Annotated in this window: 13 protein-coding genes and 1 rRNA gene (1 of these 14 only partly in view); 2 read left to right on the top strand and 12 right to left on the bottom strand. The window is 25.5% G+C overall.

The genetic code is table 11. The features are described from left to right. Positions 1–975, bottom strand: a 16S ribosomal RNA gene (locus tag D9V63_RS01250); it reaches 574 nt to the left of the window's first position. A gap of 472 nt (positions 976–1447) precedes the next feature. On the opposite strand from D9V63_RS01250, the gene argS reads away from it, so the two are divergent. Beyond that, positions 1448–3190 (top strand): arginine--tRNA ligase, encoded by a 1743-nt coding sequence (argS, locus tag D9V63_RS01245; RefSeq protein ID WP_158368661.1) that lies wholly within the window; start codon positions 1448–1450, stop codon positions 3188–3190. A 98-nt stretch (positions 3191–3288) separates the two neighbouring features. On the opposite strand, the gene flhA is transcribed toward argS, so the two are convergent. Together flhA and flhB are read right to left on the bottom strand one after the other, a co-directional pair. After that, on the bottom strand, positions 3289–5382 hold the full coding sequence (flhA, locus tag D9V63_RS01240; protein WP_158368659.1) for a flagellar biosynthesis protein FlhA: 2094 nt from the start codon (positions 5380–5382) through the stop codon (positions 3289–3291). Continuing rightward, positions 5375–6526: a flagellar biosynthesis protein FlhB gene (gene flhB, locus D9V63_RS01235; RefSeq protein ID WP_158368657.1), complete on the bottom strand. Its 1152-nt coding sequence runs from the start codon at positions 6524–6526 to the stop codon at positions 5375–5377. The genes flhA and flhB overlap by 8 nt, the downstream gene beginning before the upstream one ends. Before the next feature lie 229 nt (positions 6527–6755). Between flhB and D9V63_RS01230 the strand changes: the two genes are divergently transcribed. Further along, entirely contained in the window at positions 6756–8468 is a 1713-nt protein-coding gene (locus tag D9V63_RS01230) for a proline--tRNA ligase (protein WP_158368655.1), read from the top strand. Between the two features lie 8 nt (positions 8469–8476). Here the strand turns inward: D9V63_RS01230 and dnaE are convergent, their stop codons facing one another. From dnaE to rpsB, 9 genes are all read right to left on the bottom strand, one after another. After that, positions 8477–11941 (bottom strand): DNA polymerase III subunit alpha, encoded by a 3465-nt coding sequence (dnaE, locus tag D9V63_RS01225; protein ID WP_158368653.1) that lies wholly within the window; start codon positions 11939–11941, stop codon positions 8477–8479. A 28-nt stretch (positions 11942–11969) separates the two neighbouring features. Further along, on the bottom strand, positions 11970–12431 hold the full coding sequence (gene fabZ / locus D9V63_RS01220; protein WP_158368651.1) for a 3-hydroxyacyl-ACP dehydratase FabZ: 462 nt from the start codon (positions 12429–12431) through the stop codon (positions 11970–11972). Positions 12432–12499: 68 nt separating this feature from the next. Continuing rightward, positions 12500–14893: an outer membrane protein assembly factor BamA gene (gene bamA / locus D9V63_RS01215; RefSeq protein ID WP_261979549.1), complete on the bottom strand. Its 2394-nt coding sequence runs from the start codon at positions 14891–14893 to the stop codon at positions 12500–12502. Between the two features lie 194 nt (positions 14894–15087). Continuing rightward, positions 15088–15834 (bottom strand): polyprenyl diphosphate synthase, encoded by a 747-nt coding sequence (gene uppS / locus D9V63_RS01210; RefSeq protein WP_158368647.1) that lies wholly within the window; start codon positions 15832–15834, stop codon positions 15088–15090. Positions 15835–15892: 58 nt separating this feature from the next. Further along, positions 15893–17089: a 1-deoxy-D-xylulose-5-phosphate reductoisomerase gene (gene ispC, locus D9V63_RS01205; RefSeq protein ID WP_158368645.1), complete on the bottom strand. Its 1197-nt coding sequence runs from the start codon at positions 17087–17089 to the stop codon at positions 15893–15895. A 67-nt stretch (positions 17090–17156) separates the two neighbouring features. Further along, positions 17157–17714 (bottom strand): ribosome recycling factor, encoded by a 558-nt coding sequence (gene frr / locus D9V63_RS01200; RefSeq protein WP_158368643.1) that lies wholly within the window; start codon positions 17712–17714, stop codon positions 17157–17159. A 101-nt stretch (positions 17715–17815) separates the two neighbouring features. Further along, positions 17816–18541: a UMP kinase gene (pyrH, locus tag D9V63_RS01195; RefSeq protein ID WP_158368641.1), complete on the bottom strand. Its 726-nt coding sequence runs from the start codon at positions 18539–18541 to the stop codon at positions 17816–17818. Between the two features lie 82 nt (positions 18542–18623). Further along, entirely contained in the window at positions 18624–19427 is an 804-nt protein-coding gene (gene tsf, locus D9V63_RS01190) for a translation elongation factor Ts (protein WP_158368639.1), read from the bottom strand. 42 nt (positions 19428–19469) lie between these two features. Next, a complete protein-coding gene (gene rpsB / locus D9V63_RS01185) occupies positions 19470–20201 on the bottom strand; it encodes a 30S ribosomal protein S2 (protein ID WP_158368637.1) in 732 nt (243 codons plus the stop codon). Between the last annotated feature and the right edge of the window lie 105 nt (positions 20202–20306).

Below are 20306 nucleotides of genomic sequence, written 5' to 3'. Positions count from 1 at the left end.
TTCGCGTTGCATCGAATTAAACCACATGCTCCACCGCTTGTGCGGGCCCCCGTCAATTCATTTGAGTTTTAGCCTTGCGGCCGTACTCCCCAGGCGGTCGACTTAATGCGTTAGCTTCGGAAGTCACTTCTCTTGGAAACAACCTCCAAGTCGACATCGTTTACGGCATGGACTACCAGGGTATCTAATCCTGTTTGCTCCCCACGCTTTCGCACCTCAGTGTCAGTATTCGTTTAGGAGGCCGCTTTCGCCACGGGTATTCCTCCAGATATCTACGCATTTCACCGCTACACCTAGAATTCTACCTCCCTCTACGATACTCTAGTATTTCAGTTTCAAATGCAGTTCCTAGGTTAAGCCCAGGGATTTCACATCTGACTTAAAAAACCACCTACGTGCTCTTTACGCCCAGTAATTCTGATTAACGCTAGCACCCTCCGTATTACCGCGGCTGCTGGCACGGAGTTAGCCGGTGCTTCTTCTTCGGGTAACGTCAAGAAATAAAATTATTAGTTTTATTTTTTTCCTCCCCGCTGAAAGTACTTTACAACCCTAAGGCCTTCTTCATACACGCGGCATAGCTGCATCAGGCTTTCGCCCATTGTGCAATATTCCCCACTGCTGCCTCCCGTAGGAGTCTGGACCGTGTCTCAGTTCCAGTGTGGCTGGCTATCCTCTCAGACCAGCTAGAGATCGTTGCCTTGGTAAGCTTTTACCTTACCAACAAGCTAATCTCCTCTGGGCTCATCCAAAAGCATGAGGCCTAAAGGTCCCCCACTTTGGTTTTTCAACTTTATGCGGTATTAGCTACCATTTCTAGTAGTTATCCCCCTCTTTTGGGTAGATTCCCAGATATTACTCACCCGTTTGCCGCTCGCCGACAAGAAAGCAAGCTTTCTTTCGCTGCCGCTCGACTTGCATGTGTTAGGCTTGCCGCCAGCGTTCAATCTGAGCCATGATCAAACTCTTCAATTTTTGAAACGATCTCTTAAATAAATTTAAGAGATTTTAAAATAAATAAGTTTTATTTGTACTTAATTTTTTGTGCCCACACAAATTATCTAATATTTTTTTAAAGAGCGCTGTTACTTTTAAAGATTTAAATAAGAGATTACATTTTTTTTTAGATCTTGTCAACCTTTTAATGAAATTAATTATAAATTTAGTTTTTTTTAATATTAAAATAGAATTATTTAAAGATTTACTATTTATTTTAAGAATAATTTTTTAATTATCTAAAAAATTAATATTTTATTGAAAAATTTATTATAATACGATTACTATGAACTATAAAGCATCATGAACTATAAAATACGATATTACCAGTATTTAATACTTTTATAATTGAAATTATTTTATCAATTATTTTCATTTTTAAAAAAAATAATAGTTGTCTTAATTATAGTTTTAATTATTATTAAAATTTTAAATTAATATAAGGTTTCAAATGAATATAAAATATATAATAAAAAAAGACATTGAACAAGCTTTAATTAAAATAAACCTTAAAAATTATTATGAACCATTAATTGTTGCTACAAAAAAAATAGAATTCGGAAATTATCAAGTCGATAATTTAATCAAAATAGCTAGTAAAAATAATATTGAACCATATAATTTATATACAAAAATAATTTTTTTTATTGAAAAAAACAATATATATAAAAAAATTATATTTTCTTATCCAGGATTTATAAATATCTTTATTGAAAAAAAATGGTTATCAGAGAAATTAGAAAAATTATTTATTTCATCTCGTTTATGCGTTAAACATGTTAGTTCTAGAAAAACGATAGTAGTAGATTATTCTTCTCCAAATATTGCTAAAGAAATGCATGTAGGACATCTAAGATCTACAATTATAGGAGATGTTACAGTAAGAACTTTAGAGTTTTTAGGACACCATGTAATTAGAGCTAATCATATTGGAGATTGGGGTACTCAATTTGGAATGTTACTCGCATATTTAAAATATAAAAAGTTAGAAAAAAAATTAAAAGAAAACCTTATTTCTTTAAAAGAAATTGAAAATTTTTATTGTAAATCAAAAGAAAAATGTGATTTAGATAAAGATTTTGAAAAAGAATCAAGAAAATATGTAGTGAAGCTACAAAGTGGAGATGATCAATGTTATTCTACTTGGAAAAAACTAGTTAAGATCACAATGAATCATAATTATAAAATATATGAAAAACTGAATATTACATTGAAAAAACAACATACGATGGGAGAAAGTTTATATAGCGACATGCTTTCAGATATTATAAAAGATCTTAAAGAAAAAAAAATAGCTATAGAAAAAAACGGAGCTACTATGATTTTTTTAAATGAATTTAAAAATAAACTCGGAGAGCCTATGGGAGTAGTTATTCAAAAAAAAGATAAAGCTTTTTTATATTCAACTACCGATATTGCATGTCTAAAATATCGATATGAAAAATTACACGCTAATCGCATAATATATTATACAGATGCTCGTCAACACCAACATTTACTCCAAATATGGACTATTTGTAGAAAAGCTGATTATATACCTCAAGACTTATTATTCGAACATCATACATTCGGAATGATGTTATCAAAAAATAAACGTCCTTTTAAAACACGCGATGGAAATACTATTAAACTTACTGAACTGCTTGACGAAGCAATAAATAGGGCTAAAGATTTAATCTATCAAAAAAAACCTAATTTACCTAAAAAAAAACTTGTCAAGCTAGCAAATATTATAGGAATAAGCGCAGTAAAGTACTCTGATTTATCTAAAAATAGAAATACTAACTATATATTTGATTGGGATACAATGTTAAATTTTGAAGGTAATACATCACCGTACATACAATATGCTTATACAAGAATTATATCTATTTTAAAAAAATCTACTATACAAATACGTAAATTCTCAGAAAAAATTCATCTAACTAACAATAGCGAAATTAAATTAGCAATTAAAATATTAGAATTTGAAGAAATTATCTTAATTATAGAAAAAAAGGGAACCCCACATGTTATGTGTAATTATCTTTATGAATTAGCAACATATTTTTCAAATTTTTATGAAAATTGTTCAATTTTATTTGCTAAAAAAATTAAAACCCGAAAAAGTAGATTAAAATTATCTTTTTTAACAGCAAAAACATTAAAAAAAGGCCTTAACATTTTAGGGATAAAGATATTAAAAAAAATGTAAAAATAAAATTTTTTTTTAAAATATCAGTAAGGTGAGGAAATAATGTAGTACTAATAAAGCGTACCACTTAAAACCACACCAATCTGTATTTTAAAAAATTATACACTTCCAATTATATTAGTAACTTTTATTTTATTTGTTTCTTTTATTTCAAATTGAGATAAAACAGTTAATTCTGAAAAATGTATACGTAAAAATTTAGATAAAAATGATCGTAAAGCATGAGGCACTAACAAAACAATGGGAGCTGTTATTAATTTTTGCTTTTCAATCGCTTCTTTAGTTTTTAATAATAAAATTTCAGATAAACCTGGTTCTATATTAATTTCATCTCCTTTCACACTGTTTAATAGTAATTGTTCTAAGTTTGATTCCAAAACGATAATTTCAATAATATTTTTTTTATAAAATAATTTCTGTACTATAACTTTACTTAAAGATATTCGAACAATACTAGTTAACTTATTTGCATCTTTTTGATTAACAGCATGTTCTGATAATGTTTCTAAAATAGTTCGCATATCTCTTATTGGAACTTTTTCTACAATTAAATTTTTTAAAATTTTATGTAAAGTTGTAAGATCAATTATATTCGGTATTAAATCTTCAGTTAACTTAGGTATTTCTGAATTTACTCGATTTAATAATTGCTGAGTTTCATAACGACCAAATAATTCATTAATATTTTGAGAAATTAGAGAATTGAGATGTGTAGCAATAATAGAGGTTGAATCAACTACAGAATATCCTTTTTTTTCTGCCTCTATTTTAAATGATTTATCGATCCAATAACCGGATAAACCAAAAGCAGGTTCATTAACTTTCTTAAACGGTAATGATTCTATTTCTTTCCCAGTAGAAATTGCCATCAATTTTTTATATGAACATTCTCCATTACCTAATTCTATACCTTTAATAAAAATACGATATGCATTTTTAGTTAAATTCATGTTGTTTTTAATATGAACTAAAGGAGGAAGAAATCCAATTTCTTTAGCAATTTTTTTACGAACAATTCGGATCTTTTCTAACAAATCAGAATTATTTTTGATATCTAACATAGGAATTAAATTTAACCCTATTTCTATTCTTATAGGGTCTTCTAGTTCAACGTCATTCCAAGAAGCTTCAGAAGTTGAATTTAAAATAGGCTTATATTGGCTTTTAGAATTCGATGCAATATCGTTATTAAGACTATGTTTTTTTTGATTTAATCTCCAAGCAAGAAAAAATAAAAAAATTGTAAATATTAGAAATATTATATTTGGCATTCCAGGAACTAAACCAAGTATACCTAAAACGATAGCGCTTAATAAGATAACTTGGGAATTGCAAAATAATTGACTAATCATTTGTTCTCCAACATTTTGATTAGTACTAACTCTAGTGACAATTACACCAGCAGCAGTAGAAATTACTAAAGCAGGTATTTGAGCAACTAAGCCATCTCCTATAGTTAATAAAGTATATACCTCTGCAGCTTTAGTCAATAACATATTATGTTGAAATACACCAATAATTAATCCACCACATATATTAAGCACCATGATTAAAATACCAGCAATTGCATCTCCTCGTACAAACTTACTTGCTCCATCCATAGATCCATAAAAATCAGCTTCTTGTGTGATTTGAAATCGACGTTTTTTAGCTTCTGCTTCTCCTATTAAATTTGCATTTAAATCAGCATCAATTGCCATTTGTTTTCCAGGCATAGCATCTAATATAAATCTCGCTCCAACTTCTGCTATCCTACCTGCTCCTTTTGTAATTACCATAAAGTTAATAATGACTAAAATTACAAATACAACTATACCAATAGCAAAATTTCCACCTACTAAAAAATGACCAAATGATTCAATTACCCTACCTGCTGAATAAGTTCCTGTATGTCCATTTAAAAAAATTACTCGAGTAGATGCAACATTTAGCGCTAGTCTTAATAATGTTGAAAATAGTAAAACAGTTGGAAAAGCAGCAAAATCTAAAGTTTTTCTAGTAAACATAGAAACAAGTAAAATTATGATTGATAAAGCAATATTAAAGGTAAAAAAAACATCTAAAATAAAGGGTGCTAGTGGCAAAACCATCATTGATAAAATAATTAAAATCAGTATTGGACCCGCTAATACCTTCCATTGAGTATTTTTAAACTTTTTTATAATATGAAAAATAGAAGAAAAATTAACCATTACTTTCTCTTTCCCCTGTAAAATTTAATTCTGATGGAACGAATATGTTTTTTGGTTTTTCTGGAAAAATTCCACCTTCTTTTTTCCATTTCCTTACTTTCCAGACCCAAGCTAAAACTTCAGCAACAGCTTTATAAAGAGGACCAGGAATATATTGTCCTATTTCTGCATAACGATATAATGAGCGAGCTAATGCAGGTGCAGAAATTATAGGAATATCATTTTTGTTAGCAACATTCTGTATTTGAACAGCTAAATTACCTATACCTTTTGCTATTACTTTAGGGGCATTCATTTTTGTTTCATCATATCTAAGTGCTACAGAATAATGCATGGGATTAGTGATAACGACATCAGATTTAGGAATATTTAAAATCATTCTTCTTCGAAAATTTTCTTTCATTTGACGGCGAATTCTAACTTTTAAATGTGGATTACCTTCTTGTTCTTTGAATTCATCTTTAATTTGTTGATGAGTCATTTTTAATTGTTTATAGTGTTGAAACTGATTCCAAAAAATATCAAATACGACAATTGGAACTAATCCTAATATTGTTAAAATACAACAACGAATAATAGTATCAAATCCAAAGGAAAAAGCAGAAAAAATATCTTTAATGTTAAAAAATAATATTTCAGTAAAATGCAACCACAAGTACCATAAAACTATAATTCCAATAAAAATCAACTTTAACATGTTTTTAAAACACTCAAAGAATATTTTTAAAGAAAAAATTCTTTTTAATCCGTTTATTAAATTTAATTTTTTTAAATTAAATTTCAATGATTTTAAATTAAATTGAATACCACTAAAAAAAATAGCAGGTATTATAATTATAAAAAATAAAGATCCTAAAAATGGAGTAAAAATAATAAAAATTTTTTTTAAAGAAACAAAGATATTTAATAAAATGTTTTGCTTATTAAAAATAATATTATTATTAAAGTGAAAACTATTAGATAAAATCTTTTTAAATTCAAGTACAATTAAATCTCCAAACCACCATAAATTTAACAATCCAACTATTAAAATTAACAAAGAATTTAACTCTCGAGAATATCTTGTTTTTCCTTTTTTTCGAGATTTTTTAATATGATGCTCAGTTGGTTGTTCAGTTTTTTCTTCATGCATATCACGATTCATTGTAAATATTTTTAACCATTATAATTGTTTTATTTAATAAGGAATTAATAGAAAAAACATAATACATTCATTTGAATATTTTATTAATACAACCTAATTAATGCTTAAAATTTAAAAGTATTAAAAATATCTTATAAAATATTCTATTATATAATAGAATTAGTATTGATAATTAAAATAAATGTTTTAATTTTTAAATAACTTTTTATTTTTATTGAGATCTTAATATATGCGAGCAAGCCAATACTTACTACTAACTTTAAAAGAAATTCCTCATGATACGAAAATAATTAGTCATCAACTTATGCTTAGAAGTGGAATGATCAGAAAATTATCTTCAGGTTTATATATTTGGCTTCCAACAGGTTTAAAGATACTAAAAAAAGTAAATCAAATTATCGCTCGTGAAATGAAAAAAATAAATGCTTTAGAAATTTCTATGCCTATCATACAACCTAAAAAACTATGGGAAAAAAGTGGTCGTTTAAACATATATGGAAAAGAATTATTACAATTTTTTGATCGACGTAATCAAAAATTTATATTAGGTCCAACTAATGAAGAAGTTGTGACTTATTTGATTGGAAATGAAATCCGTTCATATCAAGAACTACCATTAATCGTATATCAAATTCAAACTAAATTTAGAGATGAAATACGACCACGATTTGGAATTATTAGAGCACGTGAATTTACTATGAAAGATGCCTATTCTTTTCATATGAGTAAAGATTGCCTACAAAAAACTTATGATAACTTTTATCAAAGTTATATTAGTATATTTAACCAAATGAACCTTCAATTTCGAGTAGTTAATGCTGATTCCGGATCAATGGGTGGTAAAATTTCTCATGAATTTCAAGCCTTATCTGATAATGGCGAAGACACAATAGTATTCTCAAAAAATACATCATATTCTTCTAATATCAATACAGCTCAATCAATAGAGTCTATTAATTTTTTTAAAAAATACAATAAAAATATTCATAATATAATTAAAAGTATAAAATCTATTAAAAACATTCATGAAATTCAATATCCTATTCGAAACTTAATAAAAACTATTTTAATTCGAATAGATAAAAATCAAGATTCTTCATTTGCAGCTTTATTAATACGTGAAGAACATGAATTAAATTTATTTAAAATAGAAAAAATGAATATTTTTTCAAAACCATTACAATTTATTAATGAAGAAGAAACAATTAAATTAATAGGTGTCAAAAAAAAATTTTTAGGACCTTTAAACTTAAATATCCCAATATTTGCTGATGTTTCAGTATATTATATGAAAAATTTTACTATTGGAGCAAATATTAATGAAAAATTTTTTATTAATGTAAACTGGAATATAGACATTCCTATTCCAACTATTGTTGATATTAGAAATATTACAAAGAACGATGTAGGACCAGATGGATTACAATCTTTAGAGATTAAAAAAAGTATTGAAATTGGACATATATTCCAGTTAGAAACAGAATATTCTAAAAAAATGAATACATTAGTCAAAGACAAGTTTGGACAACAAAAAAATTTGCATATGGGATGTTATGGGATTGGAATAACACGGGTTATTGCTTCTATAATCGAGCAAAATCATGATAATAAAGGTATCATTTGGCCGAATTGTATTTCTCCTTTTGAAGTAGCTATTTTACCTGTTAATATAAATAATTGTAAAAAAATCAAAAAAATTACAGAAGAACTATATGAAATAATTAAAAATGAAAAAATAGATGTAATTTTAGATGACCGAGATAAAAGACCAGGTATCATGTTTAATGAAATAGATTTAATTGGTATTCCACATCAAATTATTATTAGTCAGCGTTATATCAATGAAGAGAAAATTGAATACCGAGAAAGAAAAAGCAAAGCAAATATTCTTATTAATATAAAAGATATTATTTTTTTTCTGAAACAAAAATTAAAGCATTAAAAAATAATTTAATAAAATTTTAATTTTATATTATTTGTTCCAACTAAACATTTTAACTCATGTAAAAATTCATTATTAATAGTAATATTAAAATTCATTTTTGTTATTAAATTTAAAGAAGACTGCATTTCTTTAAAAAAGACATCAACGAAAATACTTCCTTTATCTTGTTTTTCTAATAATTGATATAGTTTTTCTAAGAAAAATTTATCTTTTTTTTTCGAAAACATAATAATTAATTTTTTAACATATTTTTCTCTTGCTAACACTAAATTTATAATATCATATGCTATTAGTTTTGAATTTTTAGTTGGTTCTATCATCCCTCTGATTATTAAAATTTCATTTAATTTAATTAGTTTTTCAAATGTATTAAATATTTTCTTGAAAACTATCACTTCTAGACGACTCGTATAATTGTCTAATACTAATATAACTATTTTATTTTTATTTTTTGTCATTTTTATTTTAATTGAAATTACTACTCCGAAAAATATTTGATTATTATTGCTAGATTTTAATATCGAACTTTGTAAATTATCTACATAGTATTGTAATTCTTCTTTGTACTGATCGATAGGATGTGCTGTGAGATAGAAACCTAAGACTTGATATTCATTTTTTAATTGATCATATTCAGAATACAATGATTGAGATAAATGATTTTTTTTTATCATATGTAATTCATTTTGAAATCCACCAAAAAGACTGGCTTGTCGATTATTTTTAATTTTTATATGTTCTTTGGCAACTTTAATAGCATCTTCAATTAAATTAAGCAAATCATTTCTATTTTTATTAATAGAATCTAAACTGCCAGACATAATTAATTTTTCTAATATCCTTCGATTGATTTTATTAGGATCAGAGCGTGTACATAAATCAAACAAATCATGAAATAAACCATTTTTTTCTCTTTCCTCAATGATACTTTTTATTGAATTTTCACCTATTCCTTTTATAGCTCCAAGACCGTAAATTATATTATTAAAATTATCAACGTAAAATTCATATTTACTTAAGTTGATATTAGGCGGGATAATATTTAATTTCATATTAAATGCCTCATGTACTAAAGTTATAATTTTTTCTATATTATCTATATCGGAATTCATAGTAGAAGCTATAAATTGTGAAGGATAATATGTCTTTAGCCACAATGTTTGATAAGACACTAAAGCATAAGCTACAGAATGCGATTTATTAAATCCATATCCTGCAAATTTTTCTAATAAATCAAAAATTTTTATTGCTAATTTAATGTTAATACCATTTTTTTTAGATCCTTCTAAAAAAGCTTTTCTTTGGTTTGCCATATCTTGTGCATTTTTTTTACTCATGGCTCGTCTTAAAATATCAGCTTTTCCTAAAGTATAACCTGCTAAAATTTGAGCGATTTGCATCACTTGTTCTTGATATAAAATAATTCCATAAGTTGATTCTAACACCGGTTTTAAAAGTACATGTTGCCATTTGTTGTCAGGATATGAAATTTTTTCATGTCCATGTTTTCGATTTATAAAATTATCCACCATTCCTGATTGTAATGGTCCAGGTCTAAAAAGCGCTAAAAGCGCAATAATATCTTCAAAACAATCTGGTTTTAATCTTTTGATTAAATCTTTCATTCCATAAGATTCTAATTGAAAAATAGCTGTAGTTTTACATTGTTTTAGCAAATCAAAACATTTTTTATCATCTAAAGAAATAGAGTTAATGTTAATTTCTTTTTTATCTGGAAATAACTTTGCGTTAATCATATTTAACGTACAACTAATAGTTGTTAATGTACGTAAACCAAGAAAATCAAACTTTAATAAACCAACATACTCAATATCATCTTTGTCAAATTGAGTTATAGGATTTTTCCCATTTTCGTCGCAATATAATGGACAAAAATCAGTAATTTTAGTAGGAGAAATAACAACACCACCGGCATGTTTTCCAATATTTCTATTAACTCCTTCTAATTTTTTAGAGATATCAATTAGTTTTTTTACATCTTCATCATTTTGATAAAGATTATATAATTCAGATTTTTTAGAAAAAGCTTCATCAAGTGTTATTCCTGGATCTAAAGGTACTAACTTAGATAAATTATTAATAAATCCGTAAGGATAACCTAAAACTCTACCTACATCTCTAATTACAGCTTTTGCAGTCATTGTTCCAAAAGTAATAATTTGAGCTACTGCATTTCTACCATATCTATCTGCAACATGTTCGATTACTTTATCTCTTTTTTCCATACAAAAATCAATATCAAAATCAGGCAAAGAAATGCGTTCTGGATTTAAAAAACGTTCAAACAATAAATTAAATAATAAAGGGTCTATTTCTGTTATATTTAATGCATATGCAACTAATGATCCTGCTCCTGAACCTCGACCAGGTCCAACTGGAATATTATTATTTTTTGCCCATTGTATAAATTCCATAACAATTAAAAAATAACTAGGAAAACCCATTTTATTTATTATATCTAATTCCATAGTTAAACGATTTTGATATTTTAAGTAAATTTTACTATCTATTTTAACATTAGAAAAACATGCTTTTAAACGTTGTTTTAATCCTTTTTTAGCTTGTGTAATTAAATAATCTTTAGCTCTTGTTTCACCTGTCGGAAACTGAGGCAAAAAATACTTACCAGAAGATATAAAAACATTACAACGTATTGCGATTTCTACGCTGTTAGCTAATGCTTCAGGAATATCAGAAAAAAGATTAAATATTTCTTCTTCACTTTTTAAAAATTGATGTTTACTATAGTTACTTTGAATTTTAGAATTTTTTAAGATTTCCCCTTCATGAATTGCAATTCTAATTTTATGAATTTTATAATCTTCTTCTTTTAAAAAACAAACATCATTTGTTGCAACTACTGGAATACTCTTAGAATAAGATAAATCTACAGCTAGATGTAAATATTTTTCTTCATCTTTTCTACCTGTTCGTATTAACTCTAAATAATAAGAAGAAGGAAAATATGTTTCATAAAATTTCAAACAAGACGATATACATAAAGACTGACTACGCAATAAAATTTTTCCAATTTCACCTTGGCATCCTCCAGAAAGTAATATTAGTCCGCTATTGTGCTCTGCAAGCCATTTTTTTTCTATTGTTACACATTTATTATTAATATATCCTTTTGTATAAGCGCGAGAAATTAATGAAATTAAATTTTTATATCCTTCTTGATTTGCAGCTAATATAGTTAACTCTACTAAATCATTCTTTATAAATTCTGAAATAAATTTTACTGTCGCACCAATAATAGGTTTTAATCCTAATTTATGTGCAGAGTTATAAAATTTTATTACACCATATAAATTACTAAAATCTGTAATTGCTAAAGCCATCATTCTTAAAGAAATAGCTTTTTTTACTAGATCCTCCGGTTTAGATAGTCCATCAAATATCGAATAATCACTATGCACATGAAGATGAACAAATTTTGGTACACTCATTTATATTCCAAATTTAATATAAAACATTTTACTTAATATTGTTTTTTTTATAAAAAAGAATAGTAGCATGACAAATATTTTTATTATTTACTATTGCAATGACTTTAAATTTAATTAAATTTCTTTTATTTTCTAAATAAAATACTTCAATAAATATCTGATCTCCAGGAATAATATTTTTTTTAAATCTCGCATTTTCAATTCCAACAAAATGATATAATTTATTTATATTTAAACTTCCTTTTATGCTCTTATATATTAAAATAGCAGCTGCTTGAGTCATAGCTTCAATAATTAAAACACCTGGAAAAACAGGATCTTTTAAAAAATGCCCCTGAAAAAAAGGTTCATTTATCGTGCAATTTTTTAATGCTTTTAAATAATGAAATATTTTAAAATCTAAAATTCTATCAATTAATAATAAAGGATACCGATGTGGTAAAATTTTCAAAATTTTTTTTATATATAAAATATTATAATTATAATTCAAAATATTTGCCTTTTAAAAAATATTTTTAGGAATTAAATATATATTTTATTCGATTAAATTAAATTTAATTACCAATTTTTACCAATGTTAAATTGAAATGCTTCTAACTGATTATTTTCATTTTTTTGAATAGGATAAGCATAAGAAAATGTTAATGGACCAATAGGGGAAAACCATTGCAAAGCAAAACCAATTGAAGCGTAAATATCTTTTAAATTAGAAAAATCTAAAAACTTTAAACTAGAAGTATCTTTTTTTTGTATGAATCGAGTATCCCAAATATTACCAGCATCTAAAAAAAATGAAGACCTAAGAACATTTGTATACTCTTCTTTAAAAAATGGAATTGGTACAATTAATTCTAAATTAGCAATAACCATAGCATTTCCACCAATTGCATCTAAAGACTCACAAGAATTATTATTTTTATATCCAAGACATTCTTTTACATTTTTAATAGTGTAACTTTTTTTTGGACCAATGGTATTAACACGGAACCCACGAATATTATTTGAATTATTTGAATGAAAATTTTCATAAAAAGGTAATTTTTCTTGATTGAAACTATCTCCAAAACCAGCTCTAAAATGAGCTAAAAATATAAATTTATTTGTTTCATCTAGGGGTATATATTGTTCAGTATCTAGTAAAAATTTATAAAAATTGTTATCAGAACCAGGAATAGTGTTTTTTCCGCTCAAATAAGTTTGATTACCGGAAATAGGAAAATAAAAATCTTTTAAAGTATTATGTAGAAATGAATAATTTAAAGTAAAATCATTGACTAAACTATTTTCTAAAAATTGATCATTAATTATTTCAGTTTTATCACTTAAAAAATTTTTTTTATCAACGCGGTGAATTGAATCTTTTTTATTAATGATACTATTTTTATTAACTAAACTATTACGCGTATATCCAAAACCTATATTAAATCTATTAAAATCATTAATTAAAAAACTTAAATCACTTTCAAATCCAACTGTTTTCTTCGTAAGATTTGACATATCATCCAGATGGTATTTAAAGTCATTATAAAATAATCTAGTATTTAAATTTGTACCATTATCAAAAAAATATGGATATGTAAGCAATAGATCTAAATATTTTTGATTATCATTTTTAATAATACTAGTTTTAAAAGAATTTCCAGATCCAAATAAATTATCTTTTGAAATAGAAGCATTAAAACTTAACCCACTATCTTTACCATAACCTAATCCGAAGTTCACAGTTCCAGTAGGATGTTCTTTTAATACATAGGTAATATCAACTGCATTATGTTTACTATGTAAAAAATCTTTTATAATTTCAACATCATGAAGATATTTTATTTTTTCTAATGATGTTTTACCTAAATCAACTAATTTTAAATTAAACCATTTACCTTCCATTTGTTTTATTTCACGACGTAAAACTATATCTTGAGTTAACTCATTTCCTCTAAAAGATATTTTATTCACAAAATAACGTTGATTGATATTTATATTAAAATTTAAAATTATAGTTTTGTCTCGAAAATTTATTTTAGGATCAATTGAAATTTGAGAGTTAATATATCCATTTTCAGATAAAAAATACTTAATTTTTTGAACTATTAAATCAATTTTTTCTTTATTATAAAATTCATTATTATTAAGGTTAATAAGACTTTTAATTTTTTCATAATACTGGAATACATTACCATTAACAAAAAAACAATTAATTTTATATTTATTTCCTTCAGAAATGTATAAAGTAATATCTACTTTATTTTGTCCTTTTAAAAAACTAACTGTTTTTTTATCTATATGAAAATAATAATATCCTTTACTTAAATAAAATTTATTTAAATTATTTAAATCTTTTTCTAATTGATCAGAATAATAAACATGCTTTTCTAAAAAATTCCACCAAGGTTTATAATCTTGCAATTGAAATAAAGAAATTATTTTATCTCGAGAAAAATTTTTATTTCCAATAATTTTAATACTATTTATTTGTAGTAACTTTCCTTCATCAATCAATATTTTTAGATGAATTCTATTATTTGAAGAAAAAGTTATTAATAATTTAAGTTTTGCTTGGTATCTTCCAATATGGTGATAAAAATTTTTTATATTTTGCATAAATATATTTTTTAAATATGGATTATATTGTTTACCGACTTTAATACCTAATTGATTAAGATATTTATTAACAACAGTATTTTTAATTATATGATTGCCTAAAATTTTGATATCACAAATTAAAGGTCGTTCTATTATTTTAAAGATCAGTGTTTTTTCTGAAAAAAATGCTTTAATATCTTCAAATTTACCGGTTTTAAATAAAGACTTAATAATTTTTTGAATATCATTTTTAGATATTTCACTACCAACATTAAATAAAATATTTTTTAATGCTTTTTCTTTTGAAAAATATCTTAACCCTTGAAATTCAATGTTTTTTATAGTCCATACATTTTTTGAATAAATATTCATACTAAAAAACATTAAAAAAAGTATAAAAAATTTTTTAATTAACATTATTGCAATTTTTCCTGCAATAGATCTAATACTTTGTATATTTATGATATACAATCTAAAAGAAATTAAGAAATAAAAAATAAAATTTTAATAATACTAATGATTATCAAAAAAATATTTATAAAATTTAGATAATATTAAAAATGTCTTTAATTTTTAATAATTTTCCCAAAACGACGTTTTCGACTACTAAAAAAGTTAATTGCATTTTGAAATATAAATTCATTAAAGTCCGGCCAAAGAACGTCAGTAAAATATAATTCAGAATATGCTATTTGCCATAATAGAAAATTACTAATTCTTTTTTCACCTCCAGTTCTAATTACTAAATCTACTGGCAACAAACTATTGGTACATAAATATTGAGAAAATATTTCTTCTTTAATTTGATTAATACATAGAAATCCTTTTTGCACATCAGTAACTATTTTTTTTACACCCTCTACTATATCCCATTTACCACCATAATTCGCAGCAATATTTAAAATTAAACCATTATTATTTGAAGTTATTTTTTCTGCATGATCAATGTAAGATTGCAATTCTTTATTAAAAGAAGTTATATCACCAATGACTTTGAGGCGAATATTATATTTATTTAAATGTTGCATCTCATTTTTTAATGCAAATAAAAATAATTTAAGTAAAGATGTAATTTCAAGTTTCGGACGTTTCCAATTTTCAGTGCTAAAAGTATATAACGTTAATATTTCTATTTTATTTTGAATAGCAAATTTAACTGTTTTTTTAACTGCATTAAAACCTGCTTTATGACCAAAAATACGTATTTTCCCTTTGTTTTTCGCCCATCTTCCATTTCCGTCCATAATAATGGCAATATGACGGGGTATTTTTCTTTTAAACTTTACTCCAGATGGAATGTACTTATATAACATTACATATATTTTCTCTTTTAAAATAAAATTATTTAAAATAAAAAACATTATTAATTTTTTAATGTGCTAAAGATAATATTTTTTTTTCTGTTTTTATTCTAGTTTTTTTATCAATTTCTAAAATTTCTTCAACAGAAGTAGGCTCTAAAAAAGAAGAAGACATTAAAATATCACTATTTATTTGAAAAATTTCATTAAATTTAATTCTTGAACTCAAAAAAGCAGATACAGAAACCTCATTAGCAGCATTTAAAACTGTCATAGCTGATTGACCAGAAGAAAATGCGTCAATTGCTAGTTTTAAACATGGAAATTGTAGAAAATCTGGTTCAAAAAAATTTAAATTCTTTAATTTTTTCAAATTTAAAAAATTAGATCCAGATACAATACGCTTAGGAAATGCCATTGCATATGAAATCGCAACTTTCATATCTGGAAGTGAAAGTTGAGCTAGAACTGATCCATCGATATATTCTACCATAGAATGAACAATTGATTGGGGGTGAATTACAATATCAATTTCATTAGCTGAAGCGTTAAATAACCACCGTGCTTCAGCGTATTCCAAGCCTTTGTTCATCATAGTTGAAGAATCTACTGATATTTTTTTTCCCATAGACCAATTTGGATGGATACATGTTTGTTTAGGTGTAACAAAACGTAAATCTTTCTTTTTTAAATTATATAATGGACCACCTGATCCAGTTAAAATAATAGATTTAACTCCATTTTTTTTTAGATTAACTTTTCCTAAATTATTTTGCAAAAATTGAGGTAAAACTTGAAAAATAGCATTATGTTCACTATCAATAGGAATGATTTTAGCTTTATGCGAAGACAAAGCATTCATAAATATATAACCGCAAGTAATAAGAGATTCTTTATTGGCTAGTAAAATTGTTTTTCCAGCGTATATAGCCGATAAAGTAGGTAATAAACCTGCCATTCCAACAATGGCAGATACTACACAATCATTCTCTTCTAAAGCAGCTAATGCACAAATTGCTTTTTTTCCAGATAAAACCTGTGTTTTAATTTTTTTCTCTTTTAACTTTATTCTCAGTATATCTGCAGATTTTTCATTTTTCATAGCAACCCAATTAGGAGAAAAACATTTACATTGCTCTAACATTATAGAGACATTTTTATTTGCAACTAATGCAATTATTTTAAATAAATCAGGATGTTTTTTAATAATAGATATTGTATTATTTCCAATTGAACCAGTCGAACCTAAAATTGTTATTTTTTTCATAAAAATTTTTTATTATAAAAACGTTTTTATTTATAATGTAAGATATAAACATTACTTTTTTTTGAAATCAAAATTGCATAAGTTCTTTTTCTTTTAAAATTAAGATATTTTCTATTTCCTTGATGTACATATCTGTCATTTTTTGGATTTTGTTGTATGAGCTGTATTCTTGATCTTCGCCAATAATTTTATTTTTTAAATAAGCTTTAATTTTTTCATTCGCATCCCTTCGGAGATTTCGTATGTAAATACGAGTATTTTCTGCATCACTTCTAACGATTTTAATAAGATTTTTTCTTCTTTCTTCTGTTAATCCTGGTATTGGTACAATAATATCCTTTCCATGTATCACTGGATTTAAATCAAGATTTGAATTTAAAATAGCTTTATTAACTAAAGATGTATTAGCACTGTCAAATATATTTATTTTAAGGGTATGATAATCTTCTACGACTATGTTAGATATTTGACGTAGTGGGACTTTAGATCCGAAATACTCAACATATATATTATTAAGTAACTCTGGAGAAGCTCTTCCAGTTCTAATATTATTTACTTGAATTTGAAAGTTTTTAATATAGACTTTCATTTTTTGATTGATTGTAATATAAAGCTGGTTAATCACATATTTACCTATAGGATATATTATATTATTAAATTTATTCTTAATAAGATATTTTACATTGATCTAAAAATTTATGATAATTTCAAACATATTGATATATTTTATTTAGTAATAATAGTACCTTCATCATATCCTGTGACAATACGATATAAAGAGTTAGGTTTATTAATGTTAAAAACTCGAATTGGCAAATTATGATCTCTAGCCAAAGAAAAAGCAGATACATCCATAACTTTTAATTCTTTTCTAAGTACATCTCTATACGTCAACTTTTTATAAAGAATTGCATTAGAATACTTATTTGGGTCTTTAGAGTAAACTCCATCGACTTTTGTTCCTTTCAAAATAATATTTGATTGTGTTTCGATTCCACGCAAGCAGGCTGCAGAATCAGTAGTAAATAAAGGATTACCTATGCCAGCAGCAAAAATTACCACATAATTATTACACAAAAGTTTGATTGCGCGTTTATAAGTATAAGTCTCGCATATACCATTCATTGATATAGCTGACATGACATAAGACCGAACAGAATAATAGTGCATTATATCATGCATTGCTAAGCTATTAATAATCGTTGATAATATACCAATATGATCGGAAGCTATTCTATTTATACCAATTTCAGACAAAGTTGCTCCACGAAATAAATTTCCACTGCCAATAACTAAACCTACTTGAACACCGATATTTAATACTAATTTTATTTCTTTAGCTATTTTTTTTAAAGAATTCACATCAATACCAAATTTATTCACTCCTTGTAATACTTCTCCACTTATTTTTAATAAAATACGGGGGTATATAAATTTTGTATTGGTAGACATTTTTTTTGATCCGAATATATTTTAAATATTTAAAAATAAAAAATTTTATTTAAAAAATTATATTACTATATAATTAATATTTTTATTTGTTGACATTTTCTCCAATTTCAAACCTAATAAAAGCAATAATAGTTCCATTATTTTCGTTTAATACTTGACCAACTGTTTTATTTGGATTCATTATAAAATTTTGACCGACAAGTGAAATATCATTGATAAATTTGTTCATACGGCCATCTACTATTTTTTGTAATATATAAGTAGATTTTTTATAATTTTTTATTAATTCAAGTTGAATATTATACTCTCTTTCGAAAATAGATTTAGGTACTTCATTAGGATTAATGTATTCAGGTTTACTTGCAGCTATGTGCATGGCAATATTTTTTAAGATATCTTTACTTAAATTATTAGCGTTTACTAATACACCAATACGACCTGCATGTACATAAGAACCTATATTATCACCCTCAATCATGCAAAATCGATTAATTTTAATGTTTTCACCAAATTTAATAATTAATTCTGTTATTTTTGTTTTAAAATAATTATTAATGTCACAAATCTTTTTGATTCTCTTAGAGAGTGCCGTTAATATTATTTCGTTTCCTAATGAAATAAATAAATTATCTTTCGCTACAAAATCAGTTTGACAATTTAACTCGACTATAGCTCCAATATTCTTTTGAACATTGGAAAATATTAAACCTTGATTTGTGGTATTTTTTAATTTTTTTAAAGCTTGCATTTTCCCCGATTTTCTTAAATTATCAATTGATAATTCAATATCTCCATTTTCTTCGATTAATGCTCGTTTACATTCCATCAAACCAATACCTGTACGCAATCTTAATTGTTTCACTAATTCAGCAGTGATTTCAGTCATAAATATAATCTCTTTAATTTTTAAAAAATAAATACATATTTATTAAATATGTATATTTTCTTTCGAATTTATTAGTCCTGTCGTTAATGAATTTTCAGAATCTATTTCACAAATACTCATTGTAACGGCTTTTAAATATAATGCCACAGATCTAATTGCATCATCATTTCCAGGTATTATATAATCAACACCATCAGGATTAGAATTAGTGTCTACGACAGCAAAAACAGGAATACCTAAGTTATTTGCTTCTTGAATTGCAATATGTTCATGAGCAGCATCGATAACAAATAAACAATCCGGAAGACCTCCCATGTTTTTTATGCCACCTAAACTGTTTTCTAATTTAGATAATTCTCGTGTTCGTATTAATGCTTCTTTTTTGGTAAGCTTTAAAAAAGTTCCATCTTTAGATTCCATCTCTAAATCTTTTAAACGCTTAATAGACTGACGTACCGTTTTCCAATTAGTCAGCATACCTCCTAACCAACGTTGATTAACATAAAATTGATTGCAATTTATTGCTGTTTCTTTGATTTTTCTACTAGCAGCTCTCTTTGTACCAACAAATAATATTTTTCCTTTTTTAAAAGATATTTTTTTTAACTCTAATAAAGCAAAATGCAACATTGGGAGAGTTTTTTCTAAATTAATAATATGTACTTTATTTTTAGAGCCAAAAATAAATGGTTTCATTTTTGGATTCCAATACCGAGTTTGATGTCCAAAATGTACTCCTGCTTTTAACATATCTCTCATTGAAACTATGTTCATAACAACTCCTTGAAAAAATTTTAAAAATAAACATTTAATAAGATGAATAATCTTACAACTTTTAATGTAAAAAGGATAAATATTTTTATTTTTTATATCATATTA

The organism is Buchnera aphidicola (Aphis nasturtii) (assembly GCF_005083345.1).
Classification (GTDB): Bacteria; Pseudomonadota; Gammaproteobacteria; order Enterobacterales; family Enterobacteriaceae; genus Buchnera; species Buchnera aphidicola_R.
Note: the sequence above shows the minus strand (reverse complement) of the source record. Positions and strands in the feature narration are given on the sequence as shown.